The organism is Streptomyces sp. NPDC087420 (assembly GCF_044744165.1).
Taxonomy (GTDB): Bacteria; Actinomycetota; Actinomycetes; order Streptomycetales; family Streptomycetaceae; genus Streptomyces.
On sequence record NZ_JBIUXU010000005.1, the window covers coordinates 84,141 to 107,895 of the forward strand.

The 23,755-nt window shown below is 73.2% G+C and carries 21 protein-coding genes; 8 read left to right on the top strand and 13 right to left on the bottom strand.

The genetic code is table 11. The annotated features are described in order from the left end of the window. The first annotated feature begins 53 nt into the window (after positions 1-53). Positions 54-1,268 (top strand): ROK family protein, encoded by a 1,215-nt coding sequence (locus tag ACIO1C_RS11335; RefSeq protein WP_401861225.1) that lies wholly within the window; start codon positions 54-56, stop codon positions 1,266-1,268. A gap of 28 nt (positions 1,269-1,296) precedes the next feature. Here ACIO1C_RS11335 and ACIO1C_RS11340 read toward each other — a convergent pair whose 3' ends face one another. The 4 genes from ACIO1C_RS11340 to ACIO1C_RS11355 all read right to left on the bottom strand — a co-directional run bounded on the left by ACIO1C_RS11340 (position 1,297) and on the right by ACIO1C_RS11355 (position 3,740). Beyond that, the gene (locus tag ACIO1C_RS11340; protein WP_401861228.1) at positions 1,297-1,878 is read right to left on the bottom strand and encodes a DUF4865 family protein; all 582 of its coding nucleotides are present in this window, start codon (positions 1,876-1,878) and stop codon (positions 1,297-1,299) included. 21 nt (positions 1,879-1,899) lie between these two features. Continuing rightward, positions 1,900-2,487 (bottom strand): TetR/AcrR family transcriptional regulator, encoded by a 588-nt coding sequence (locus ACIO1C_RS11345; protein WP_401861230.1) that lies wholly within the window; start codon positions 2,485-2,487, stop codon positions 1,900-1,902. 161 nt (positions 2,488-2,648) lie between these two features. After that, positions 2,649-3,173, bottom strand: coding sequence for an ATP-binding protein (locus ACIO1C_RS11350; RefSeq protein ID WP_401861233.1), 525 nt, complete (start codon positions 3,171-3,173; stop codon positions 2,649-2,651). A gap of 240 nt (positions 3,174-3,413) precedes the next feature. Further along, the gene (locus ACIO1C_RS11355) at positions 3,414-3,740 is read right to left on the bottom strand and encodes a hypothetical protein (protein ID WP_401861235.1); all 327 of its coding nucleotides are present in this window, start codon (positions 3,738-3,740) and stop codon (positions 3,414-3,416) included. A 169-nt stretch (positions 3,741-3,909) separates the two neighbouring features. On the opposite strand from ACIO1C_RS11355, the gene ACIO1C_RS11360 reads away from it, so the two are divergent. Next, positions 3,910-5,076, top strand: coding sequence for a PLP-dependent cysteine synthase family protein (locus ACIO1C_RS11360; protein ID WP_401861238.1), 1,167 nt, complete (start codon positions 3,910-3,912; stop codon positions 5,074-5,076). Between the two features lie 15 nt (positions 5,077-5,091). Here the strand turns inward: ACIO1C_RS11360 and ACIO1C_RS11365 are convergent, their stop codons facing one another. Together ACIO1C_RS11365 and ACIO1C_RS11370 are read right to left on the bottom strand one after the other, a co-directional pair. Next, positions 5,092-5,526: an SRPBCC family protein gene (locus tag ACIO1C_RS11365; protein ID WP_401861240.1), complete on the bottom strand. Its 435-nt coding sequence runs from the start codon at positions 5,524-5,526 to the stop codon at positions 5,092-5,094. After that, the gene (locus ACIO1C_RS11370; protein WP_401861242.1) at positions 5,523-6,431 is read right to left on the bottom strand and encodes a DeoR/GlpR family DNA-binding transcription regulator; all 909 of its coding nucleotides are present in this window, start codon (positions 6,429-6,431) and stop codon (positions 5,523-5,525) included. The genes ACIO1C_RS11365 and ACIO1C_RS11370 overlap by 4 nt, the downstream gene beginning before the upstream one ends. 167 nt (positions 6,432-6,598) lie before the next feature. Here ACIO1C_RS11370 and ACIO1C_RS11375 point away from each other — a divergent pair, with 167 nt between their 5' ends. Next, positions 6,599-9,115 carry a hypothetical protein gene (locus ACIO1C_RS11375; RefSeq protein WP_401862150.1) on the top strand — a complete coding sequence of 839 codons (2,517 nt, stop codon included), beginning with the start codon at positions 6,599-6,601 and terminating at the stop codon, positions 9,113-9,115. Here the strand turns inward: ACIO1C_RS11375 and ACIO1C_RS11380 are convergent. From ACIO1C_RS11380 to ACIO1C_RS11390, 3 genes are all read right to left on the bottom strand, one after another. Beyond that, positions 9,085-11,490, bottom strand: a complete 2,406-nt coding sequence (locus tag ACIO1C_RS11380) for a right-handed parallel beta-helix repeat-containing protein (RefSeq protein ID WP_401861245.1) — start codon at positions 11,488-11,490, stop codon at positions 9,085-9,087. The two genes, ACIO1C_RS11375 and ACIO1C_RS11380, sit on opposite strands and share 31 nt — an antisense overlap. Before the next feature lie 201 nt (positions 11,491-11,691). Further along, a complete protein-coding gene (locus ACIO1C_RS11385) occupies positions 11,692-12,300 on the bottom strand; it encodes a hypothetical protein (RefSeq protein WP_401861247.1) in 609 nt (202 codons plus the stop codon). 277 nt (positions 12,301-12,577) lie between these two features. Then, the gene (locus tag ACIO1C_RS11390) at positions 12,578-13,045 is read right to left on the bottom strand and encodes a DUF6643 family protein (RefSeq protein ID WP_401861249.1); all 468 of its coding nucleotides are present in this window, start codon (positions 13,043-13,045) and stop codon (positions 12,578-12,580) included. Positions 13,046-13,305: 260 nt separating this feature from the next. Here ACIO1C_RS11390 and ACIO1C_RS11395 point away from each other — a divergent pair, with 260 nt between their 5' ends. Further along, positions 13,306-14,589 carry a TerD family protein gene (locus ACIO1C_RS11395; protein ID WP_401861252.1) on the top strand — a complete coding sequence of 428 codons (1,284 nt, stop codon included), beginning with the start codon at positions 13,306-13,308 and terminating at the stop codon, positions 14,587-14,589. Between the two features lie 19 nt (positions 14,590-14,608). On the opposite strand, the gene ACIO1C_RS11400 is transcribed toward ACIO1C_RS11395, so the two are convergent. Further along, complete coding sequence (locus ACIO1C_RS11400) at positions 14,609-15,919, bottom strand: glycosyltransferase (protein WP_401861254.1); 1,311 nt, start codon at positions 15,917-15,919, stop codon at positions 14,609-14,611. 58 nt (positions 15,920-15,977) lie between these two features. Between ACIO1C_RS11400 and ACIO1C_RS11405 the strand changes: the two genes are divergently transcribed. Both ACIO1C_RS11405 and ACIO1C_RS11410 read left to right on the top strand, forming a co-directional pair. Further along, positions 15,978-16,772, top strand: a complete 795-nt coding sequence (locus tag ACIO1C_RS11405) for a glutamate racemase (protein WP_401862153.1) — start codon at positions 15,978-15,980, stop codon at positions 16,770-16,772. Between the two features lie 69 nt (positions 16,773-16,841). Then, positions 16,842-17,405: a hypothetical protein gene (locus ACIO1C_RS11410; RefSeq protein WP_401861257.1), complete on the top strand. Its 564-nt coding sequence runs from the start codon at positions 16,842-16,844 to the stop codon at positions 17,403-17,405. 55 nt (positions 17,406-17,460) lie between these two features. On the opposite strand, the gene ACIO1C_RS11415 is transcribed toward ACIO1C_RS11410, so the two are convergent. Then, on the bottom strand, positions 17,461-18,522 hold the full coding sequence (locus ACIO1C_RS11415; RefSeq protein WP_401861259.1) for an O-antigen ligase family protein: 1,062 nt from the start codon (positions 18,520-18,522) through the stop codon (positions 17,461-17,463). 243 nt (positions 18,523-18,765) lie between these two features. Between ACIO1C_RS11415 and lnt the strand changes: the two genes are divergently transcribed. Together lnt and ACIO1C_RS11425 are read left to right on the top strand one after the other, a co-directional pair. Continuing rightward, positions 18,766-20,349: an apolipoprotein N-acyltransferase gene (lnt, locus tag ACIO1C_RS11420; protein ID WP_401861262.1), complete on the top strand. Its 1,584-nt coding sequence runs from the start codon at positions 18,766-18,768 to the stop codon at positions 20,347-20,349. Continuing rightward, entirely contained in the window at positions 20,349-21,377 is a 1,029-nt protein-coding gene (locus ACIO1C_RS11425; protein WP_401862155.1) for an aminoglycoside phosphotransferase family protein, read from the top strand. Before lnt ends, ACIO1C_RS11425 begins: the two co-directional genes overlap by 1 nt. An 11-nt stretch (positions 21,378-21,388) precedes the next feature. Here the strand turns inward: ACIO1C_RS11425 and ACIO1C_RS11430 are convergent, their stop codons facing one another. Both ACIO1C_RS11430 and ACIO1C_RS11435 read right to left on the bottom strand, forming a co-directional pair. Continuing rightward, a complete protein-coding gene (locus ACIO1C_RS11430) occupies positions 21,389-21,901 on the bottom strand; it encodes an NUDIX hydrolase (RefSeq protein ID WP_401861265.1) in 513 nt (170 codons plus the stop codon). Positions 21,902-21,910: 9 nt separating this feature from the next. After that, on the bottom strand, positions 21,911-23,680 hold the full coding sequence (locus ACIO1C_RS11435) for a CocE/NonD family hydrolase (protein WP_401861268.1): 1,770 nt from the start codon (positions 23,678-23,680) through the stop codon (positions 21,911-21,913). Positions 23,681-23,755: the final 75 nt, after the last annotated feature.

The window sequence follows — 23,755 nt, forward strand, 5'->3', positions numbered from 1 at the left end:
CCGTTCCGTACAAGGCGTTCGCCGCCCCTCCGGATCATGGGAGACTCGCCCCCATGAACGGCAAGGCGACCACCCGGGCGAAGCTGGAGAGAGGCCGTGGCGCGCTCGGCCCGGCACTGGAACTGGTCCACACGGGACGGGCGCCCACCCGCGCCGTCCTCACCGCCGAGCTGGGTGTGACACGTGCCACGGCCGGCGCGGTCGCGGCGGAGCTGGAGGCGCTGGGGCTGATCCGGGTCGATTCGCGCCCCGGGGCGGCGGCGGGTTCCCAGGGCCGTCCCTCGCACCGGCTGTCCGTGGACGACACGGGCCCGGTCGTGCTCGCCGCCCAGATCCACGCCGACGGCTTCCGGGCCGCGCTGGTCGGGCTCGGCGGCCGGATCGTCGCCACCGCCCCCGCCCGGGGCACGGTCACGGCCGACCCGGCCCAAGTGCTGGGCGAGGTCGTCGAGGTGGGGGCCGGGCTGCTGCGCGCCGGCGGGCGGCGCTGCGTGGGCGCCGGACTGGCCGTGCCGTCGGCCGTCGCCGAGCCCGAGGGTACGGCCCTGAATCCGCTGCACCTCGCGTGGCCGGCCGGCGCCCCGGTCCGCGAGATCTTCGCGGAGCGGGTGAGCGCGGCGGGGATCGAGGGCCCCGCGTTCACGGGCAACGACGTCAACCTCGCCGCCCTCGCCGAACACCGCCACGGCGCCGGACGCGGCGCCCAGCATCTCCTCTGCGTCGCGACCGGCCACCGGGGGGTGGGCGGCGCGCTGGTCCTCGACGGCCGCCTGCACACGGGCAGTTCGGGCCTCGCGCTCGAAGTGGGCCACCTGACCGTCAACCCCGAGGGCCGGCCCTGCTACTGCGGCGGCAAGGGCTGCCTGGACGTCGAGGCCGATCCCCTGGCCTTCCTCACGGCGGCGGGCCGGGAACCGGGCCCGGAGGTCTCGCTGTTGCAGCAGTCACGCGACCTGCTCCGCACGGACGGCACGGACCCGACGGTACGAAGAGCCGTGGAGGAACTGATCGACCGCCTCGGCCTCGGCCTCGCCGGCCTCGTCAACATCCTCAACCCGGACCGCATCATCCTCGGCGGCCTGCACAAGGAACTACTCGAGGCGGACCCGGACCGCCTGCGCGCCGTGGTGGCGGACCGCAGCCTCTGGGGCCGCAGCGGCGGAGTCCCGATCCTGGCCTGCACCCTGGACCACAACAGCCTGGTCGGAGCGGCGGAAGTGGCCTGGCAGCCGGTCCTGGACGACCCCTTGGGCGCGCTCGCGCCGTAGAACGGGAGTTGGCGGTCGCCGGCCTCGTTCACCGCGGGGCGCCCGAGGCGAGTGCCGCGCGCTCCGGTTGTGACACGTGCAGTACCTGGAAGCGGTCGCCCACCACGCGGGGGGTGTCGTGGTCCCACAGCGTGAAGTGGACCAGTTCCCACCGGCGCGGATCGAGCGCGAGCGCCGCGCACACCACCCCGCCGACCCCGGACAGCCGCCGGGTCTCCTCGACCGCCTCCGCCAACAGGGCGGGCAGCGGGGCGCCTTCGGGGATGCGGTGACGGCGGCGTACGGCCGTGCGCGCGACGCTCGCGCTCGCCGGCCCCTCCTCGAAGGCGAGACCGGTCCAGTGCTGGACCTCGGGTCTGCCGAAGTCCCTGACGATGCCGTCGAATCCGGCTCCCAGCAGGAAGGCGTTCATGCCGTCCTGCGCGGCCCAGAGGTAGAACGGCGCGTACTGGTTCACCGCCGACCGCTCGCCGCGCTCACGGATCAGGTACGCCTTGAGGCCCAGCCCCGGAAACGTGTCGAGCAGATGGCCCTTGGTGGCGACGCGGGTCCGGATGATGCTCATGTCGTAGTCGGCGGGCAGGGTGATCTCGTACTGCATGGCATGCATGCGGGGTCCTCCCGGTCGGTGTCAGGACGTGGCGGCGGCGCGGGGCCGCAGGAGCGCCAGCAGCCCCCGCACCCCCGCGTCGAACGCCGCGGGCGACCCCGACGCGCGGGCCAGCACGTATCCCCCCTGCACCGTCGCGACGACTGTCGAGGCGACCTCCACCGGGTCAAGACCGGCCGCGAACTCCCCGCTCACCACGCCCTCTTCGACGATCTCCGCGAGCCGTCCCCGCAGCCACCCGATCGTCGCGTCGACCGGCGCGCGCAGCGAGGCGTCGGCCATGATGTCCGGGTCCATCGTCAGCCGCCCGACCGGACAGCCGCGCAACACGTCCCGCTCGCGCAGGAGATACGCGGAGATCCGGTCGTACGCCGGGCCGCCGCCCGAGAACGTGGCCTCCGCCGCCGCCCGCATGCCCTGTGCCGTCCGCTCGATCGCCGCCAGCGCCAGTTCGGGCTTGCCGGCGAAGTGGTGGTACATGCTGCCCTGCCCGGCGCCCGCCCGCTGCTGGATCGCCTTGGGGCTGGTGCCCACGTAGCCCCGGTCCCACAGCAGTTCCCGGGTGGCCTCGACCAGCCGTTCCGAAGTGTTCATGGACCGAATGTACATACTAGTAGGTACAGAATCCAGCGAGGGCTACGGGCCGCCCCGGGATCGGGGCGGCCCCTGGCCGTACTCCGGAGGATGGCGGTGGACCGTTCGAGTGGATCCGGGCCCACTCCGGGCCCACTCCGGGCCCACTCCGGACCCACTCCGGTCCGTACGCCCGTTCAGCCCACGACGGCCGAACGGGCCTCGGTGTGCCCGTGTTCCCTGATCACCGCGCTGAGTTCCGTCCCCCGGAAGGGGCCGTCCGTCGTCGCGCCGTACACAGGGCGGGGTGGCAGGGCCAGGGCGGCCGGTGGTGCGGGCAGGGTGAACCAGATGCTCTTGCCCAGCTCGCCCTCGGGGCGGATGCCCCAGCTCTCGCTGACCGCCGCGATCAGGGCCAGACCGCGGCCGCCGGTGTCGAGGAGTTCCGCGTCGTTGACCGTCGGCACGCGGGGGTCGTGGTCGCTGACCGAGACCGTGAGCCGGTCGAGCAGCAACGCGATGTCGACGGTGCACATCTTGTCCGGCTGTGCGTGCCGGTGGACGTTGGTCAGCAGCTCGGTGACTCCGAGTGCCGTGGGATCGATCAAGGGATCGAGATGCCAGTAGCGCAATTGCGCGGAGATGATTCTGCGGACCTGACCGATCCGCGACGGCAGGGCCTGGAGCTCCACCGTGCAGTGCCTGCCTGGCTGGCTGATCACGGCTGCGACTCCCCGAATTGAGGTCCGGAAGAAGACGAAGGATCGGATCCAGCAACTGGCTCGCTGCTGTTCCCGCCCGGCGGGGCTGGATCACAGCGTCACCACCGGTTCACCCTGAGTGAGGGGTGAGACCAGAGTGAACCAGGGGACACGGCTCCGCAACTCGCGGACAGCCGGGAAGGCGGCGGGGGAGACGTCGGAGGAGGTGGGGGAGGCGGCGGAGGAAGGCTCCGCGCCGCCTCAGCCCTTCGTACGGGTGGTAGCCCGGCTCACGGCCTCCAGGAACCGGCCCGCCAGCGCCGACGCGTCCGGCCTGCGCCCGCCGCTCCGCTGGCCCATGGTCAGCCGGTAGCGCGTGCCGTTGACGGTGGCGACCGTGCTGCCCTTGCCCGCGAACCACGGCCTCGCGGCCTGGACCGCCCGGAGCGGAGCACTGTCGATCACCCGGCCGTAGCTGGTCAGCAGCGCCAGCCTGCCGTCCTGGATCAGTACCTGCCCGGCCCGGGTGAGTGAGCGGGGCCACCGCTCTATTCGCACCCCGCGCGCGCTGAAATCGGGCTCTGCCATGGCCTCTCAGCCCCCTCCGTGCCACTGACCTGAGCGTGGTCCTCACCCAGTATGCCGGTCGGTGCCAGAAGCTGGTGCCATGGATACCCAAAGTCATCGTTGGCGCAGGTGGTGGCGGTAGCGTGACGGACCGGGGACCGGAGCCGACAACAGCTGAGGAACGGCGCGCATGACGGAACAGGACAGAGCCGGGTCGGCCGGAAGCGCGGCGGCGCCCGGCGCCGGGCCGGACACACGCGTCGTGACCGTCGACGTGGACCGTACCGACCCCCGCTACCGCGCCTGGCTCAAGGAAGCCGTACGGAAGGTCCAGGCCGACGCCAACCGCTCGGCGGACACCCACCTGTTGCGCTTCCCCCTGCCCGAAGCATGGGGCGTGGACCTGTACTTGAAGGACGAGTCGACCCATCCGACCGGCAGCCTCAAGCACCGGCTGGCCCGCTCCCTCTTCCTCTACGGGCTGTGCAACGGCTGGATCAGGCCCGGCAAACCGGTGATCGAGGCCTCCAGCGGCTCGACCGCCGTCTCCGAGGCGTACTTCGCGAAACTGATCGGCGTGCCCTTCATCGCGGTGATGCCGCGCACCACCAGCCACGAGAAGTGCCGGCTCATCGAATTCCACGGCGGGCGGTGCCACTTCGTCGACGACTCACGGACGCTGTACGCGGAGTCGGCGCGCCTCGCCGCGGAGAGCGGCGGCCACTACATGGACCAGTTCACCTACGCGGAGCGGGCCACCGACTGGCGGGGCAACAACAACATCGCCGAATCGATGTTCCAGCAGCTCAGGCTGGAACGTCATCCCGAGCCCGCCTGGATCGTCGCCACGGCGGGTACGGGCGGCACGTCGGCGACCATCGCCCGCTACGTGCACTACATGCAGTACGACACCCGGATCTGTGTGCCGGACCCGGAGAACTCCTGTTTCTTCGACGGCTGGACACGCGGTGACGCCACCGCGAGCACCGACCGCGGGTCCCGGATCGAGGGCATCGGCCGCCCCCGGATGGAACCGAGCTTCGTGCCCGGCGCCATCGACCGGATGATGAAGGTCCCGGACGCGGCGAGCGTCGCCGCCGTACGCACCCTGGAACGGGTCATCGGGCGCAGGGCCGGCGGTTCCACCGGCACCGGACTGTGGAGCGCGCTGCGGATCGTGGCGGAGATGGTCGCCGACGGCCACCGGGGGAGCGTGGTCACCCTGCTCTGCGACCCCGGAGACCGCTATCTCGACAAGTACTACTCCGACACCTGGCTCGCCGGACAGGGCCTGGACATCGACCCGTACACGGTCACGCTCGAACGTTTCCTGGACACCGGGGTCTGGCCGGCCTGACCGAGGGGAAGCTCCTCAACCCCGCAGCAGGCGGTCGACCGCCCGGCCGAACACCAGCCGTCCGGTCCGCGCGGTGAGCGGGCCGAACGACCGGGGCAGCCGGCGCAGGCGCAGGTCCTCCTCCCAGGACACGGACGACCCGGTGCCTTCTGCCCGTACGTGGATCTCGGCCCACCCGACCACCACCGTGCCCCGCTTCTCCAGCCGGCAGCGGCCCGGCGCGCCCGCGACGGGCGGTTCCCAGAGGACAACCTCCATCGGATCGTCGAACCCGACACCTCCGAGCGCGCTCCGGGCGACAAAAACCGTACCGACCCGTGTGGGTCCGGGCGTGGGGACGGAGATCGCCGTCAGGGGCACCTGCTCCGCGTGCGCCGGCCAGTCGGTGAGCCGCCGCCAGGCCTCCTCGGCGGCGAGCGGTGTGGTGCGATCGATACGGAACGTGGTCATCCGGGCCCGTCCTCCTCCGGTCTTCCCGCGGCTGACGGCCTTCCCGCCACGGACGGCTTTTCCGCCACGGACGGCTCGCCCGCCGCGGATTCACCCGCCACCACCAGGCCGGGCAGCACCTCGGCGATCTCCTCCCGGGCCCCCGCCGACAGCCCGGCGTCCGTCACCAGCGTGTCGACCTGATCCAGCGTCGCGAACGAACTGAGCCCCACCGTGCCCCATTTGGTGTGGTCGGCGACGACCACCACCCGGCGTGCGGACCGCACGAACCGCCGATTGGTCTCCGCCTCCCCCAGATTCGGTGTCGAAAGACCCGCCTCCACGGAGATGCCGTGCACCCCGAGGAACAGCACGTCGAAGTGCAGCGAGCGGATCGCCTGGTCGGCGATCGGGCCCACCAGCGAGTCCGACGGGGTCCGGACCCCGCCCGTCAGCACCACCGTGGCCGCGCCGGGCCGCCGGCCGCCCACCGCCCCGGCCGACTGCGCCGCGTGGAACACGTCGGCCACCCGCACCGAGTTGGTCACCACCGTCAGGTCCGGTACGTCCAGCAACTGCTGGGCCAGCGCATAGGTTGTCGTACCACCTGACAGTGCGATCGCACTGCCGGGCACGGCCAGCGCCGCGGCCGCCCGCGCGATGTCCTCCTTGGCACTCAGCTCCAGCGCCGACTTCGCCTCGAATCCCGGCTCGTGCGCGCTCGCCTCGACCACCGGGACCGCGCCGCCGTGCACCTTCTCGACCACACCCTGCCGGGCGAGCGCGTCCAGGTCCCTGCGCACGGTCATGTCGGAGACATTGAGCCTGCGCGTCAGCTCGTTGACCCGGACCCCGCCGCGCCGGCGCACCTCGTCCAGGATCACGGCACGACGCTGCTCCGCGAGGAGGTTCTGGTTGTCGCTCACCACGGGAGCAGTCCTTCCGCTTCGGCACGCCTGTTTCATCCTCCCACGCGCCTGTGACCCGTGCGGCGGGGATTGGCGGCGGTGGCGCCCGGGGAGATTCCCCGTATCGGCCGATGTGCCGGCCGACGTGCCGGCCGATCCTGGCATCCGGAGGGTGAGTGACCGAAGTGCCCCCTGAGACTCCTGTTCCGCACCGTGGCGGACCCGCGCTCGAACTGCTCGTGCACGGTGTCGGTGGCACCACACCGCAGGAGATGCTCGGTGATCCGCGTACGGTCCGGGTCACGGGCGACAACACGGCGGCGGTCTTCCGCCGCGCCGACGACGTGAACGCCGAGGACCGGACCGCCGGGGACGCGAACGCCGGGGACGTGAAGGCCAAGGACCGGCCGGTCCCGGAGGCGTACGTCTGGTGCAACCTCACGTCGGGAAACGGCTCACGGGCCCTGTGGCTCTTACTCCTGCCCTTCATGGTCGTCAATCTGGCGCACTGGATGCGCCCGGCGGCCAAGGGCCTGATGAAGTCCCAACGGCTGTACGGCGTACTGGTACGGCTGGTCGCCCTCACCCTCACGGTGCTGCTGACCGCCGCCGCCTCCGAGGTCGCCCTCGACCTCACGGCCTGGCAGTGCGCCGGTTCCGCACACTGCGTCGCCGACCGGTCCTGGCTCGGATTCCTCTCCCCGGAGGGGCACGGCTGGTGGGCACAGCCGGGCCGCCGCCTGGCCCTGGCCTCCCTGGTGCCCACCGCGCTGGTGGGACTGCTCTGGTACCTCTCCAATCGGACCTGGAGCGCGTACGAGTCCCAGCGGCCCCCCACCGAAGCCCGCCCGGGCGGGTTCCCGGAGGCCGAGGCCGACCACAACACGGCGGCCGGCACCCCCACCGGCACGGCGGCCGGCACCACGACGGACACCGCGACCGACACCACACCTGTCGTCGGGACGGAAATCCCCACCGTCCGCCCCGCCCTCGGCCGCCCCGGATTCTGGTACGGCCGCCGCCTCGTCGCCCGCCTCCGCGCCGCCCACACCGCCGCGGGCTTCCTCACCGTCGCCACCGCGCTCGTCGGCGCCGCCGCCCACCATGACCGTACGGTGGCCGGCGCTCCCGCCGACCTCCTCGGCCGGCTCCTCCAGGCGGCGCTGCTCGTCTGCGCGGTCGTGGTCGTCCGCGTGGTGTGCAGCAGGGGCCGCAGCGAGCGCCGGCGCGACGCCACCCTCGACCGGGCACTGGTCACCTGGCTGCCCGCCACCTCCCTCCTGCTGCTGGCCGCCGCGATGCTCTACGCCGGCTGGTCCCGCCCCCACTGGGTCTCCTCCGGCGCGCTCCCCAGCGATCTCACCTTCCGGGTGATCGTCCTCGCCCAGGTCGCCCTGATCCTCGCCCTGCTGGTCACCGCGTGCGCCCTGCACCGCAGGGCCCCGCACGCCAGGACCGCCCTCCGGGGCCTCGGCGGCCCCGCCGTCGCGATGCTCGCCTGCGGCCTGGCCGGGGTGATGACCGGCGGCATCGCCCAGCGCGTGGCCGACTGGCTCGACCGCGGCGCCACGCCCGGCATGGGCGAGGGTGCCATGGTCGGGCCGCCCGTGCTGCTCAGCTGGCAGGCGGCCGCCATCCCCGTGCTGCTGGTGCTGCTCCTCGTCCCGCTGACGGTCCTCGCCGTCCGCACGGTCCGTGCCGGCCGCCGGCTGGCCCCGGTCGTGGAGGCGGAGTACGACCACGTGACCGTCGACGCCCTCCGTACCCGCCAGATCGCGGACGCCCGCGCGCGGGCCGCGCTGACCGACGCGGCCCCGTGGCTGGTCGGCACCCTCTCCGGGGCCGCCCTGCTGCTCGGCGCCGCCGCCGTCGCCGGCTCCTGGCTGAGCGGCGCGGTGCCGGGACAGGCGGCCGAGGGCAGCAACTCCCTGCTGGAGTCCGTCGCCGACACCGCCCAGGCGCTCGGCTCCTGGCTGATAGGGCTCGGCTTCATACTGTTCGTCACGTGGGGCCGCAGGGCCTACCGCGACCCGTCGGCCCGCCGCACGATCGGCATCCTCTGGGACGTCGGTACGTTCTGGCCGCGCGCCGCCCACCCCTTCGCGCCGCCCTGCTACGCCGAGCGGGCCGTGCCCGACCTCACCTGGCGGATCGCCTCCTGGACCGCCCGTACGGGCGGGCGGCTCGTCCTGTGCGGACACTCGCAGGGCAGTGTGCTCGCCGCCTCCGCCGTCTGGCAGCTGCGGCCCGCCACCCGCCGCCGCGTGGCGCTGCTGACGTACGGCTCACCGCTGGAGCGTCTCTACGGCCGCTGGTTCCCCGCCTACTTCGGCGCGGGCCCCCTGGCCGGACTGAGCAAGGAGGTGCACTGCTGGCGCAACCTGTGGCGCGCCACCGACCCGATCGGCGGCCCGGTCAGGATCCCGGCCGACGGGGACAGGCCCGAAGTGGACCGCGGACCGCTCAAGGACCCGCTCGCGTACGGCCGTTCGGCGCGCCATCCGCTGCCCGAGCCGATCCTGGGGCACTCCGCCTACCAGACCGACCCGGTCTTCACCGAGGAACGGGACGCGCTGCTCGACCGGTTGCCGCCCGCGCCGCTCCCGCGCCAGGCGTCCCCGCGCCGGACGCCCCGGCGCGAAAAGGCTCCGCGCGGGAAGTCCCCGCGTGATCAGGGCAGTTCGGGCAGGTCGTCCGGGTAGAGGAGCGTCAGGTCGTCCGTGCTGGTCTGCGGCAGCTGGGCGACCCGGCCCGCGTGCCGCTCCACCATCGACTCGAACGTCTGGCGTGCGGTACGGCCGTTGCCGAAGGCCGGCCCCTTCGGCAGCGCCGTGAAGTACTTGAGCAGCGCCTCGCCCGTGCCCTCGCCGAGCCGGTACTCCTGCTCCTCGGACTGCTGCTCCACGATCCGCAGCAGTTCCTCGGGGACGTAGTCGCTGAAGGTGATGGTCCGTGAGAAACGGGACGCCACACCGGGGTTGACCGTCAGGAACCGCTCCATCTCGACGGTGTACCCGGCGACGATCACCACGACCGCCTCCCGGTGGTCCTCCATCAGCTTCACCAGCGTGTCGATGGCCTCCTTGCCGAAGTCCCGGCCGGAGTCCTCGGGCGACAGCGCGTACGCCTCGTCGATGAACAGCACGCCGCCCCGCGCGCGGTCGAACGCCTCCTGCGTACGGATCGCCGTGGAGCCGATGTGCTCCCCGACGAGGTCCACCCGGGACACCTCGACCAGATGGCCGCGCTCCAGCACCCCGAGCGAGTGCAGGATCTCGCCGTACAGCCGTGCCACCGTCGTCTTGCCGGTGCCGGGGGACCCGGTGAAGACCAGGTGACGGCGCACGGACGCGGCCTTGAGCCCGGCCTCCTTGCGGCGCCGGCCGACCTCGATCATGTCGGTGAGCGCCCGGACCTCCCGCTTGACGCTCTCCAGGCCGACCAGCGTGTCCAGCTCCCCGAGGACCGCCTCGGAGGCGCGCGGCGGTGTCGCGGGCGGCTCACCGGCCGCCGGGGCGGCGGTGGGCTGCGGGGGTACGGTGCCGAGCACTCCGCCGGAGTGCGTCGCGGTCAGGACGGGCAGCGGCTCCACGGGCGGGGTCAGCACCCCGCTCTCGTCGCTGGTGCAGTCCTCCGCGACGGGGCCGTCCTCCGCGAACTCGTATCCGCCGCGCGCGCAGCGCTCCGTACGGCAGCGGGTCAGCGTCGAGCGGCAGCCGTCCATCACATGGAAGCCGTAGCCCCCGCTGCCCGTGACCCGGCAGTTGTGGAACGTCCCCCGCCCCTCGGCGGAGACGTAGAAACCGGCCTCGGCGGGCGAGGTGACCGTGCAGCGCTCGATGGTCGGGTCGGCGCCCTTGGTGACGATGACACCCGTCTGTACGGAGTCGATCGTGCAGGAGTTCAGCGTGCCGCCGCTGCCGTGGTCCCGGAACCACGCGCCGGTGGAGGCCTCCCTGATGCGGCAGTCGTCGAGCTGCGCGGTCGCGCCGTCGCTCACCGACACCGCCGTGTTCCGCACCTGCGAGAGATCGCTGTCGACGACGTCGACGCGTGAGCCGCGGTCGAGGACGAAGAGCGCGTCGGGGACGTCGTGGAGGCGGCACGAGTCGAGCACGGCGGTGGCGCCGTCGCTGATCCAGACCGCCGGATAGTCGCCCGTACTGTCGTGGATCTCGCACTGGTTGGCGTCGACCCGGGTGCCCGGGTCCCACACGGAAAGACCGTTGCGGCCGAAGCGCCGGACGGTCGAGCGGGTCAGCGTCAGCACCGAACGCGACCGCAGGTCGATCGCGTTCTCGGGGATGTCGTGGATGTCGCAGTCGGAGAGCGTGAGCACGGCGTCCGTGTCGAGCGTGATGCCGTCGGCCGAGGTGCGGTGCACGGAGGAGTCGGTGAGATGGGCCGCCGCGCGGGACGCGATCTGGACGCCGGTGCCCTTGATCTCGTACACCTCGCAGCCGAACGCCTCCAGGCCGCTGCCCTCGCCGGTGACGGACAGGCCGGAGCCCGACGCGTGGTGGACGCGGCAGCGCTCCAGCCGTGGGTGCGCGCCGCCGCGCACCGAGATGCCGGACTGCCCGGCGGCGACGACCTCGCACTCCTCGAACACCCCGCCGGCCCCGTCGATTATCCCGATGCCGACCCCGGCGGGGTTGTCGACGGTGCAGCGGCGGACGGTGGGGCGGGCCGCGCCGCCCCGCACCTCTATCCCGGCCGCGGAGCGGGTCACGACCCGCAGGTCCAGCAGCTCGGGGGTGCCGTCCTCGACGAGCACGGCGGGCGCGGTCGTGTCCTGGCCCTCCACATGGAGGTCCTGGATGGTGGCGGACGCGCGGACGGTCAGCGGTACGCCGTCGACCGGCGCGATCCGCACCGAACCGAGCGAGCCCTCGGGCCCGCGCAGGGTCACGGCGCGCGAGACGATCAGGTTCTCCCGGTAGGTGCCCGGGGCGATGGTGAGTATGTCGCCGTCGGCGGCGGCCTCCAGGGCTGCGGCGAGGGAGGCGTATTCGCCCGTGCGGCGCCGCCAACGGGATGTTCCGGTGTGCGTCACCTGGACCGTGCCCTGTGCCATGGCGCTGTTGTGCCCCCACCTCGTGCGTGTGCGCGTGACGATCCGTTCCGGGGCCCTGCCCCGGGCCCGCCCCGGCCGAGACAGCGGACCGGGAAGCACCACCGTAGCGCGCGCGGCAGCGCTGGGTTGACGCAAGCGCGGGTCTCGTCCCGGCCCCGCGGGTCCGGGCACCCGCCGGTGCTCACGCGCGGTGGCGGAGTCTCAACTGCCCGCGCCCGTACGGCCCCAGTCGGGACCGGCCTTCGCCCAGGCGCGGTCGAGCCTGCTGTACCGCCGTCGTACGAGTCTCCAGAGGACCAGCCGCCGCAGCAGCTCCACCAGCACCGCGGCCACCAGCGTCGTGGCCGCCCCCGCCAGCACGGCGTTGAGCCGCGCCCAGTCGCCGTTCATCGGGCCCTTGACCGGCTTGCCCCGGGGGTCGGTCCAGATGGTGAACGTCGCGCCGGGGGTCACCCGGCGTCCCGGCGCGGTGAGCGTGCCCGTGCGCCGCGTGCCGTCCGCGGCCGACCACGTCGCGAGCACCCGGCTGCCGCCGCCGTGGCCGGCGGCCGACTCGGCGTCGAAGGCGTTGTGGTGGTGCTCCTTCGGCTGACCGGTGACCGCGACGGCCGTCCGGTGCCGCTCCTCCCGTTGCAGACGCACCGTGTGCTGCAACGAGGAGTTGATACGTGATCCGCAGATCCAGCCGGTGGCCGGCGTGGCGAGGGCGAGCAGCAGCGCCGCGACCAGCGCCACCCACGCCTCCATGAGATCGGTGCCCCGGCGCAGGGGATTCTTGCGCCAGCGCCAGAGTCCGACGATCGATCGCACAGTCCCGCACCCCCTTCCTTATCCGTTGTAGCCCGGGACGGCTCGCGTGATGCCCGGCGGACGCGGAGAGAGAGCAAACTCACTTCGGTGTCCCATGCACTCAACGTGCCTGCCACGGTCCGGAGTTCCCGGCGGGGGCGAGTGCGCGCGGAGGAGGACGTGTGCCCCCGGCTCCCCTGCTCCCGGGTGCGGAACGGGAGTTGGGGGAATCGGGGGCACGGAGAAGTACGGGTAGGACCTCCACCCTGGTACGTCGTGGTACGGGGCTCAGGGGCGGTCAGTACCCCCGGTTCTGGTACGGCCGGTTGTACGGGTCGTCGTACGGACCGGTCTGCGGCGGCGCGGGGCGCGGAGCCGCCGGACGCATCGCCTCGTACCCGGTGCCGGGCATCGGGCGCTGCTGCTGTTGCTGGGGCGGCGCGCTCTGGTAGCCGCGGGGCGCGCCTGCCTGCTGCGGGATGTACGGCGCCGGCGCGTGTTGCAGCGGGACGGGCTGCTGCATCGGCATCTGCTGGGGATATCCGCCGTACGCCGGGGAAGGCGCGGAGGGACCCGCGGGGAGGGCCGGCAGGGCGGAGGGCAGTGCCGGCAGATAACTGTTGCCCGTGTCGTAGGCGGAAGGCACTCGGATCGGGGCGATCTGAGGCGTGCCCCGCTCCGCGACCAAGGAGTCGTAGATCGGGGTGTCCGGGAACGACGGCGCGGTGTAGTAACCGCCGCCGTAGGTGGCGCGGGGGGAGGTCATGGAACAAAGTTAAGCCCACCGTGTGCCGGTTGGGGAGTCCGAAAAGAGGGTTCTTTCGGGACCTGTGGGTTACTTCGGATCCCCAATGCGAGCGAACTTGGGAAAAACGGTCGCCCAGCTGTGTACGGATCGTGTAAAGGGCAGGTTGGTGGCGGGTTTCCGGTGGGTACCGGCGGGTCCCGGGGGGTCGGAACGGCCTTGCGGGGATTAGGTTTGGCAGGAGGGAATCTTCGGGACCCCGACTCGTGATGGGGGCGAGCATGTCCATGCTTAAAGGGGCCAATCTTCCGGTGGCGGCGCCCGCCGTCCGCGTCGAATTGGGATGGCGTTCAGCGGCGGGAACGCCGGACGTCGACGCCTCGGCGTTGCTGCTGGTGACCGGGAAAGTGCGCTCCGACGCGGACTTCGTCTTCTACAACCAGCCCGCGCACGCCTCGGGCGCCGTACGCCACGAAGGCAAGAGGCCCGCGGGGGACGCCGTCACGGACACCCTGGCGGTGGACCTGGCCCGGGTGGAGCCCGAGGTCGAACGGATCGTGCTGGCGGCGTCGTCCGACGGCGGAACCTTCGGCCGGGTGCCCGGACTCCACGTACGGGTGCTGGACGCCGCGTCCGGCGCGGAGATCGCGCGGTACGACAGCCAGGACGCCACCGTCGAGACGGCGTTTGTCCTCGGCGAGCTGTACCGGCGTCAGGGGAGCTGGAAATTCCGGGCGGTGGGACAGGGGTACGACAGCGGACTCGCCGGACTGGCCACCGACTTCGGCATCTCGGTCGACGAACCGCCGCGGGCGCCCGCGTCCCCGGCACCCGCCGCCGCGCCCGCCCCACCGCTCCGTGCCGCCCCGCCGCCGCCCGTGCCCCCGGCGGCCCCCGCACCGCCCCCGGCGCCCGCCTCCACCCCCGTCCGGCTGAGCAAGGTGACGCTGACGAAGGACGCGCCCTCCGTCTCGCTCACCAAACAGGGCGGCACGTCGGGCATCATGCGCGTGAACCTCAACTGGCAGGTCCGTAAACAGTTCAAGGGCTGGGGAGCCAAACTCGGCCGCGCCGTCGCCGCCCACAGCGATCTCGACCTCGACCTGTGCGCACTCTACGAACTGACCGACGGACGCAAAGGCGTCGTCCAGGCACTCGGCAATGCCTTCGGCTCGCTCTCCCGGCCGCCGTACATCCATCTCGACGGCGACGACCGTACGGGCGCGCTCTCCAGCGGGGAGAACCTCACGATCAACCTCGACCACAAGGATCAGCTGCGCCGTGTCGTCATCTTCGTGACCATCTACGAAGGCGCCCGCAGTTTCGCCGATCTCGACGCGACCGTCACTCTCCAGCCGCAGCACGGCGCCCCCGTCGACTTCTCGCTCGGTGAATGCACCGTGCCCTCGACCGTCTGCGCGCTGGCACTGATCACCAATACCGGATCGGACCTCGTCGTCCAGCGTGAAGCGCGCTTTCTCGTACCGGATCGCGGAGTCAGCCCGCAGCGCACCATCGATTACGCCTATGGCTGGGGCATGAACTGGACGCCCGGCAGGAAGTGACCCACGCACCTGCGGACGGCTACTGCGGACGGGGCTCGCTCCCGGGACGGGCGTACGTACGTCCCTTCCAGGCCGCGCCCCGGCCCCGGTAGTGCTGTACGGCCGAGTCGACGGTCATCAACAGGTAGAGGAACGCCGTGAAGGGGAGCAGCGGAGCCAGCCACGAGGACTGCCGGTAGTACCGCAGCATGGGGAGGTATGTCCCCGCCATCACCGCCCAGGCCGCGAAGCCCAGCCACCCCGCCGCCGTGTCCCCGCCGAACAGCCCGGCGCACAGTGCGGCGGGCGGTGCCAGATAGATCACCGCGAGGCCGGCCACCGTACCGAGAAGCAGCAGCGGATTGTGCCGCAGCTGTGCGTACGCGCTGCGCGCCACCATGCGCCAGAGGTCGCCCAGCCGCGGATACGGACGGATGCTGTCGACGCGCTCCGCGAGCCCCAGCCAGAGCCGCCCGCCGCTGTCCCGTACCGCCTTCGCGAGCGACACGTCGTCGATGACCGCCTGACGGATCGACTCGGGCACCCCCGCGCGCACGGCGGCCTCCGTACGGAGGAGGACACAACCGCCCGCCGCGGCGGCCGTCCTGGCGCCGGGACGGTTGATCCAGCGGAATGGGTACAACTGCGCGAAGAAGTAGACGAAGGCCGGGACGACGAGTTTCTCCCACCCGCTCGCCACCCGCAGCCGGGCCATCTGGGAGACCAGGTCCAGCCGGTGGCCCAGGGCGGCGGCGACCAGTTCCCGCAGGCTGTCCGGCTCGTGGGCGATGTCGGCGTCGGTCAGCAGCAGGTACTCGGGATCCTTCGGGCCGCCGCGGGCCAGCGCGATGCCGTGCCGCAGCGCCCAGAGCTTGCCGGTCCAGCCGGGCTCGGGCTCACCCGGCGAGGAGACCGTCAGCGGGAGCCCGCCGTACCGGACGGCGAGGTCACGGGCCAGCTCGCCCGTGCCGTCCGTGCTCCCGTCGTCGACCAGGTAGATCTCGGCGGCGCCCGGATAGACCTGGGCCAGCAGCGACGGCAGGCTCTCCGGCAGCATGTCGGCCTCGTCCCTCGCGGGTACGACGACGGCGACGGACGGCCAGGTGCCCTCGTCTCCTCCCGCCGGGCCGGCCGTGCCGGGCGCGTTCGGCAGCGCGGCCGCACCGGGCAGCACGGACGAGCCCGGCGGCACGGCCGCACCGGGCAGCACGGATGGGCCGGGCAGCACGGACGGACCGGGCGACGCGGGTGTGGGCAGCCGCTGGTCCGTCCGCCAGAAGAAACCCTGACCCAGCGACAGCCAGCCCCACGCGGCCAGCGAACTCAACGCGATCCAGGCAATGGCGCTCATCCGCCGCAGTCTGCACCACAACTCCGGTGCCGCGAGCGCCGTCGACTATGGTGACCGGGTGAAGATCGCGCTCATGGATTCCGGTATCGGCCTGCTCGCCGCCGCCGCCGCGGTACGCCGGCTGCGGCCCGACGCCGATCTTGTCCTGTCCCTGGACCCCGACGGCATGCCCTGGGGCCCCCGCGCTCCGCACGACGTGACCGAACGGGCGCTCGCCGTCGCACGGGCCGCCGCCGCCCACCGGCCCGACGCCCTGATCGTCGCCTGCAACACTGCCTCCGTGCACTCCCTGCCCGCGCTGCGCGCCGCGCTGGAGCCGGGCCTGCCCGTCATCGGCACCGTCCCGGCGATCAAGCCGGCGGCGGTCGTCGGCGGCCCCTTCGCCATCTGGGCCACCCCGGCGACCACCGGCAGTCCCTACCAGCGGGGGCTGATCCGTGACTTCGCCGACTCCGCCGAGGTCACCGAGGTCCCCTGCCCCGGACTCGCGCAGGCCGTCGAATCGGCCGACGAGGACGCGATCGACCGCGCGGTGGCCGCCGCGGCCGCTCTCACCCCTCGCGGGGTAAGGGCCGTCGTCCTGGGCTGCACCCATTACGAACTGGTCGCCGAACGCATCCGTACGGCAGTCCAGCGGCCGGACCTGCCGCCGCTCGTCCTGCACGGCTCGGCCGACGCGGTCGCCGCCCAGGCGTTGCGCCGCCTCGGTGACGTCCCTACCCCGGGAGCCCCGGCAGCCCCCGCCGACCCCCGCCTCACCGTGCTGCTCAGCGGTCGCGAAGGCGATCTTCCCGTGCGCGCGCTCGGCTACTCCGAAGGGCGGCTGCTCGCCGCCGTCACCCAACCGGGCTGACCACGTGTCCGGTGTCACGGATCCGGCGGAGGACTTCCGTCCGCGCGGAACGTGGGTACTCTGCTTGGCATGACGGAGCACCCCCGGCAGGAGGGCGACACCGTGGAACCCCTGCCCGAGATCTGGACCGGCCGTGCCACCAACCGTGCGCAGTGGCTGCTCGCCGCGGTGGGACTCGCCTGTATCGCGCTCGGCGTCGTGCTGGCCGTCCAGTCGAACTGGACCTCCGGCTTCGCCGCCCTCCTGATGTCCGTCATCGGCTGTGTCGCCGCCGGGCTGCTCATCCTCTTCGGCACCCTGGCCTTCGTCCACGTGGCGGTCCGGGTCGACGGCGACTGCCTGGAGGTGCGCTGCGGCCACATGGGGCTGCCGCGCCGCCGGATCCTGCTCGCCCACGTCGTGGACGCGGACTTCGCCCCCAAGGTCAACCCGCGCCAGTGGGGCGGCTGGGGCTACCGCTGGCGCCCCGAGATGGGCACGGGCGTGGTCGTGCGCAGAGGTGAGGGACTTGTCCTGCGCCTGGGCGACGGCAGGACCTTCACCGTGACGGTGGACGACGCGGAAGCCGCCGTACGGATCATCCGGGACCGCCTGGTCCTCGGCCGCCCGGGAAGCGCCGCGGCCGGCACCTGATCAGCCCGGCACCCCCGGTCAGCCCGGCACCTGATCTCGGCCCGGCACCCCCCGGTCAGCCCGGCGCCCGGTCCAGCGCCGGCAGCGCCCGCGGTACGAGCCGCCCGGCCGGCCGGGCCGTCGCCAGCCCCGCCAGCAGGCCCGCCCCCGCCGTCACCGGCGCGAAGCTCAGCGCGTTCCCGACACTCGCCAGGGTCGCCAGCGCCGTCAGGGTCGCCCCCGCCGTCAGGACCACCGGAGTGGAGCAGGGCGAGCGGACCAGTCCGTAGAGCAGCCAGCCGAACACCGCGGCCAGCAGCAGCAGTCCCACCACCCCCTGCTCGGACACCTCCTGCAAGGGCGCCGAGTGCGGTTTGCCGTCCGTGTCCAGCGACTGGAGCGCCGTCGGGCTGAGGTCGCCGAACCGGTCCGGCCCCACCCCCAGCAGCGGATGCTCCTTCGCCAGGTCGACCGCCTCGTGCCACAGCTGCACCCGGTTCGTGGTCAGCTGCCCCTCCAGCGACACCGACAGGCCCTCCGGCAGCCCGCCCTCCGCCACCGCCCAGGAGCCGCCCACCACCAGCGCCGCGACCAGCGCCAGACCGGCCAGCGCCGCCGACCTGCGCCGCATCCGGGCCGCCGCCAAGGAACAGAGCAGCACCCCGAGCACCGCCACGAACCCCGCGACGGAGCCCAGCAGCAGGGCGGCCACGCCGATCCCCGCCGCCAGCAGCCGCAGCGCCACCCGCGACCGGGGGCGCCGCGCCGCCGTGGCCGCGCAGCACGCCGCACCCGCCGCCAGCGCCAGCAGCGCGGCGACCGCGCCGGAATCACCCTGCGGGGTGGCGACGGCCACCGCGGCCGCCGGCGTGTCCCGGCCCGAGGCGATCGCCGCGGCGAGCGCGGCCAGCGCCACCACCGAGGCGGCGGCCACCGGCACCGAGCCCCCGCTGATCCGGCCGCAGGCGTACCCCGCGGCGACGGCGAGCACCGCGAGGAGTATCCCCTCGGGCCGGCCCCCGCCGGCCGCCGCGCTGATCACCGCCCACACCGCGCAGGCGCCGAGCACCACGGCGCCCACGACGTCGGGCGCGCTGCCCCGCTCCCGTACGGCGGCCCGTTCTGCCGGTACAGCCATCCTGTCGACCATTCCGTCGACCCCTTCGACCTGTGCGAACCCCGTCCCACAGCAGCCGGATCCGGCCAGGTGGCAAAGGCTGGCGCACACGTTAACGGCAAGAAGGGGGATTTGTGGACACCTTGCGAAGGAACGCTGCCGCACCCGCCCCGGCACACGTCCGCCGGCGCGACCGTCACCCTGACCGACAGCACGCGGGGACGCACTCCCCTCCACACAGACACCCACCGTAGACTCCGCCCGGTGAGCACCACCATCGCCCCCGTCGAGACCCCGCCGCCCGCCCCCTCCGCCCGGCGCGAGAGGCGACTGGTCAGGCCCGGCGCCGCCGCGCTGTCGGGCCTGATGCTCTACGCGAGCTTCCCGCCCCGCCCCCTGTGGTGGCTGGCCCTGCCCGGCTTCGCCCTGATGGCCTGGAGCCTGCACGGCCGCCGCCCGCGCGCGGGACTCGGCCTCGGCTACCTCGCGGGCCTCGGCTTCCTGCTCCCGCTGCTGATCTGGACCGGCGCCGAGGTGGGCCCGGGACCCTGGCTCGCCCTCGCGGCCGTCGAGGCGGTCTTCATCGCCTTCGTCGGCATGGGCATCGCGGCCGTCTCGCGGCTGCCCGCCTGGCCGGTGTGGGCCGCCGCCGTCTGGATCCTCGGCGAGGCCGTCCGCGCCCGGATGCCGTTCGGCGGGTTCCCCTGGGGCAAGATCGCCTTCGGCCAGGCGGACAGTGTGTTCCTGCCCCTGGCCGCGGTCGGCGGCACACCGGTGCTCGGCTTCGCCGTCGTCCTGTGCGGCTTCGGCCTGTACGAGGCGGTCCGCCAGGGCCTCGCGTACCGGCGCACGGGCCGGCTGCCGCGCCGGGCCGCCGCCGTCGCGGCGGCCACCGTGCTCGTGCCGGTGCTCGGGGCCCTCGCCGCCCTGCCGCTCGTGTCCGACGCCGCCGAGGACGGCACCGCGACCGTCGCCGCCGTCCAGGGCAACGTGCCCCGCGCCGGCCTGGAGTTCAACGCCCAGCGCCGCGCGGTCCTCGACAACCACGTCCGCGAGACCCTCCGGCTCGCCGCCGACGTCAAGGCGGGCAAGGTGCCCCAGCCCGACTTCGTGCTGTGGCCCGAGAACTCCTCGGACATCGACCCGTACCGCAACGAGGACGCCCGCCAGGTCATCGACCAGGCGGCCAAGGCGATCGGGGTGCCGATCTCGGTCGGCGCCGTGCTCACCCCGGACACCGGGCCGCTGCGCAACACCCAGATCCTCTGGGACCCGAAGCGGGGGCCGACGGCCACCTACGACAAACGCCAGATCCAGCCGTTCGGGGAGTTCCTCCCCCTGCGCTCCCTGATCAAGACCATCAGCCCCGGCTACGCCGACATGGTCGCCCGCGACTTCGGCCGCGGTTCAAAGACGGGGGTCTTCGACATGGCGGGTACCAAGGTCGGCCTCGCCACCTGCTACGAGGCGGCCTTCGACTGGGCGGTGCGGGACACCGTCACCGGCGGCGCCCAGCTCATCTCCGTACCGAGCAACAACGCGACCTTCGACCGCAGCCAGATGACGTACCAGCAGCTGGCGATGTCACGGGTGCGCGCCGTCGAGCACAGCAGGACGGTGGTGGTCCCCGTCACCAGCGGCGTCAGCGCGATCATCAGGCCGGACGGGACGATCGTCCAGCAGACGAAGATGTTCACCCCGGACACCCTGGTCGACACGGTGCCGCTGCGCTCCTCGCTGACCCCCGCCACCCGCATGGGCACCCTCCCGGAAGGGCTGCTGGTGGCGGTCGCCCTCGGCGGCCTGGGCCGGGTGGCCATCCTGGCGGTACGCGCCCGGCGCCGGTGATCCGGCCACGGGTGCCGTTCGGGGCGGGACTGCGCGCCCGGCTGGGCGCGCCGAGTCGACCCCGCAGGCTGGAGAGCAGCCCACGCTCATGGGTGTGGCGTGTCGAGCTGGCCGGGGCGCCGGCGGTGGTCAAACAGTTCGTCGAGGGTCCCGGCGCCGCGGAGCGCTACGGACGCGAGGTGGCCGCGCTGCGGCTCGCCGCCCGGGCCGAGCCGGCCGTGGCGCCCGCCCTGCTGGGCACCGACCCCGACAAGCGCGTCCTGGTCCTGGCGTACGTGGAACACCGCCCGCCGCCCCGCGACTGGATCGTCGGCTGGGCGAAGGCCCTGGCCCGGCTGCACGCCACCGCCTTCCCGGCGGACGCCGGCCTCCTGCCCGCCTGGAGCGGACCGACGCGGGACGACGCCGACTCCTTCGTCCACCTGGCCGAGAGGCTGGGAGTCACCGTCGCGCCCGGGGTCCCGGCCGAACTCGCCGCGCTCGTGGGCCGGCTCGACCGGGCCGGAGGACACGCGCTGCTCCACGGCGATCCGTGCCCCGGCAACGACCTGCACACGGACGACGGCGTGAAGTTCATCGACTTCGAACAGGCGTCCCTGGGAAACGGCCTGGTGGAGCTGGCGTACCTGCGCATCGGCTTCCCCACCTGCTGGTGTGTCACGAAGGCGGACCCCTCGGTGCTGGACCGCGCCGAGACCGCGTACCGCACCACCTGGACGACCCTGACCGGCACCGACCCCGGGGGAGACCTGGCCGACGCGTGCGCCGGCTGGCTCCTGCGCGGCGACGCGCTGGTCGAGCGGGCCCACCGCGAGACGGTGGACCACCTGGCCAGGATCCCGGACCGCGACTGGACGTGGGGTACGGCGACGGCCCGGCAGCGGTTGGCCCACCGGCTCGGCGTGGTCGCGGGGATGACGGCCGACCGCCCCGACCTGCACGGTCTGCACGCCGTCAGTTCGGACCTGCGCCGGAACATGCTGGCCCGGTGGCCCTCGCTCGAGCCCGTGCCCGCCGGCCGCCCGTGAGGTGAGGCCCGCTACCGGGCGGTTCCGCCCCGGCCGGCGTCCAGGCCGCCCGGTGCGCCGGGATCGAACCACGTCGGTTCGCCGGCCAGCGCCTGCTTGATCCTCATCAGGGAGAACTCGGAGAGATCGGGCAGCGCGTCCAGCGAGAACCACCCCACGTCCAGCGACTCGTCGTCGTTGACGCGGGCCTCGCCGCCCGTCGCACGGCAGAGGAACGTGATGTCCATGAACTGGCACCGGTCCTCGTTGGGGTACTGGACCGGCTCAAGTCCCTGGACGAGCACCACCCGCTCCGCGCGGCAGCGCACGGCGGTCTCCTCCTCCACCTCGCGCACGGCCGCCACCGCGGGCTGCTCGCCCGGTTCGGGAATGCCTCCGACCAACGACCACGCGCCGGTGTCGGCGCGGCGGGCCAGCAGGACCCTGCCGTCGTCGTCCAGGACCACCGCGCTCACTCCCGGCAGGAAGAGCAGCTGGTGGCCCGCCGAGGCGCGGATCGTACGGATGAAGTCGGGTGTCGCCATGTCAGGAGCCTAACCGGGCCCTCCGACCAGCGGCAGGTTGACCGCCGAGAGCGCGGTGGGGGAGCGGTGGACCGTATAGGTGCCCGGCAGGGTCCGCAGCTGAGGGTCGGTGGGGAAACACGGGTCCACGCCCACCAGGGCCGAGCAGTCCGCCTCCGGGGTCCGGGTGGTGAGGGTCAGCCGCAGCGCGTGCCCGGGGGCGAGCCGCGCGACGCGCGGGGACAGGCCGATCGTCAGGTCGTACACCTGTCCCGGCCGCAGGAACCGGTCCGCGGCGAACGTGCCGTACGGACGGACGACCACCCCCTTCGAGTCGCGCCACGACCGGTCCGCGTCGAGGGCGCGCAGACTCGCGACGAGGGAGCCCGACGTGATCTTCGTGGCGGCTCTGCCGGGGGCGATGTCGTCGAGCTGGGCGATGAGGGTGAGGTTCGTACCGCTCGAACCGGCCGACAGGCGCGCGCTGAGCGGACCGGCCAGGACCGCGCCCCGGCGGAACGGTTCCGTCGTGTAGGTCAGCCGCCCGTCGGCGGCGGACGGTTCGGTGTACGTGATCCTGTCCGCGCCCGCGTCGGCGCCGCGCGGCGGGGTCGGGCCGAGGGTGCCGTCGGGGCCGAGGTAGTAGGGGGTGTAGGTGCGGACCTGCTGGAAGGCCGTGGTGTGGAGCCACGAGCGCGTGCCCTGCTGGTAGAGGTGCAGTGGTGTGGTGGTGGAGCCGATGTCCGTGTGCCTGCCCTTGAGCCACGTGTCGAACCAGTCGAGCGCCACGGCGCGGTCCAGGCCCTCGCCGTGCGCCCACGGGCCGACGACGGCCTGGTAGCGCGGGGTCGTCCGCGTTCCGGGTGCCGGGCTCGTGTGCACGGGCCGGTGGAAGTACGCGTTCTGGAGGTAGGTGTACATCTCCTGCGAGCCCTGCGCGTAAAGGTCCAGGTTCCCGCTCCACAGGAGCGTCGGGATGTCCGCCCGTACGATCGCGGCGGCCAGGTCCCCGGGGGTACGGGACTTCGTCCACGCCCCGGCGTACGCCCGGTCGCCCCCCTGCTGCACGGCCTGGGCGAGGGCCGTGCCGTACGCGCCGGCGCGCGGGCCCATCTGCGTACGGAGGTGGGTGAAGTAATTCCGTGTCTGGGTCGGCATCCCGCCGGAGTTCATCGCCTCCCGGTACGTCTCGGCCCCGGCGCACGCCGGAAGCATGGCCTTCACGGCGGAGCCGCGCGGGAGGAGCGAGGCGGTGAGGAGCTGGTTGATGCCCAGGTACGAACAGCCGGTCAGGCCGACCGTGCCGTCGGACCCGGCCAGCCGGTGGGCCGCCCACGCGACCAGCTCGACCCCGTCACGGCGCTCCCGGGGCCCGAACAGGTCGAACGCGCCCCCGGAGCGGCCCGTACCGCGCACACAGACCGACGCGTAGATGTATCCGCGCTCCACGAAGTAGGCCGGGTCGCCCAGGGCCGCCTGCCCCAGCCCGTGCAGGTTCCCGGCCGTGGTGTCGCAGGCGTACGGATTCTGCGAGAGCAGGACGGGGAACGTCCCCCCGGCGCGCTCCCCGGTGAGACGGTCCGCCGGATACATGACGTCCCCCACCAGCGCCGTGCCGTCGCTCATCGGCACGCTGACGTCCGGGACCGTCGTGCTGCCGTACGCCGCCGGGATCCGCGCGGGCGCGGCTCCCGCGGTCACGGAGGGGACGAGCAGTACGAGGAGCGCGGCCAGGACCGGGAGGCCGGTCAACAGCCCCCGCCCCAGGGGTGAGCGGGCGGGAGGAAGAGCGGCGACCATGGCGTCCAGTTTATCGGTGACCACCCGACGCGGGCGGTGTCGGGCGATTCGGCACTTCGGTCGAATACGGGAGGC

Excerpts from the sequence above, each read along its gene's own strand:
- ACIO1C_RS11335 (WP_401861225.1), top strand. The coding sequence starts at position 54 with ATGAACGGCAAGGCGACCACCCGGGCGAAGCTGGAGAGAGGCCGTGGC.
- ACIO1C_RS11340 (WP_401861228.1), bottom strand. The coding sequence starts at position 1,878 with ATGCATGCCATGCAGTACGAGATCACCCTGCCCGCCGACTACGACATG.
- ACIO1C_RS11345 (WP_401861230.1), bottom strand. The coding sequence starts at position 2,487 with ATGTACATTCGGTCCATGAACACTTCGGAACGGCTGGTCGAGGCCACC.
- ACIO1C_RS11355 (WP_401861235.1), bottom strand. The coding sequence starts at position 3,740 with ATGGCAGAGCCCGATTTCAGCGCGCGCGGGGTGCGAATAGAGCGGTGG.
- ACIO1C_RS11360 (WP_401861238.1), top strand. The coding sequence starts at position 3,910 with ATGACGGAACAGGACAGAGCCGGGTCGGCCGGAAGCGCGGCGGCGCCC.
- ACIO1C_RS11365 (WP_401861240.1), bottom strand. The coding sequence starts at position 5,526 with ATGACCACGTTCCGTATCGATCGCACCACACCGCTCGCCGCCGAGGAG.
- ACIO1C_RS11380 (WP_401861245.1), bottom strand. The coding sequence starts at position 11,490 with ATGGCACAGGGCACGGTCCAGGTGACGCACACCGGAACATCCCGTTGG.
- ACIO1C_RS11390 (WP_401861249.1), bottom strand. The coding sequence starts at position 13,045 with ATGACCTCCCCCCGCGCCACCTACGGCGGCGGTTACTACACCGCGCCG.
- ACIO1C_RS11395 (WP_401861252.1), top strand. The coding sequence starts at position 13,306 with ATGTCCATGCTTAAAGGGGCCAATCTTCCGGTGGCGGCGCCCGCCGTC.
- ACIO1C_RS11400 (WP_401861254.1), bottom strand. The coding sequence starts at position 15,919 with ATGAGCGCCATTGCCTGGATCGCGTTGAGTTCGCTGGCCGCGTGGGGC.
- ACIO1C_RS11410 (WP_401861257.1), top strand. The coding sequence starts at position 16,842 with ATGACGGAGCACCCCCGGCAGGAGGGCGACACCGTGGAACCCCTGCCC.
- ACIO1C_RS11415 (WP_401861259.1), bottom strand. The coding sequence starts at position 18,522 with ATGGCTGTACCGGCAGAACGGGCCGCCGTACGGGAGCGGGGCAGCGCG.
- ACIO1C_RS11430 (WP_401861265.1), bottom strand. The coding sequence starts at position 21,901 with ATGGCGACACCCGACTTCATCCGTACGATCCGCGCCTCGGCGGGCCAC.
- ACIO1C_RS11435 (WP_401861268.1), bottom strand. The coding sequence starts at position 23,680 with ATGGTCGCCGCTCTTCCTCCCGCCCGCTCACCCCTGGGGCGGGGGCTG.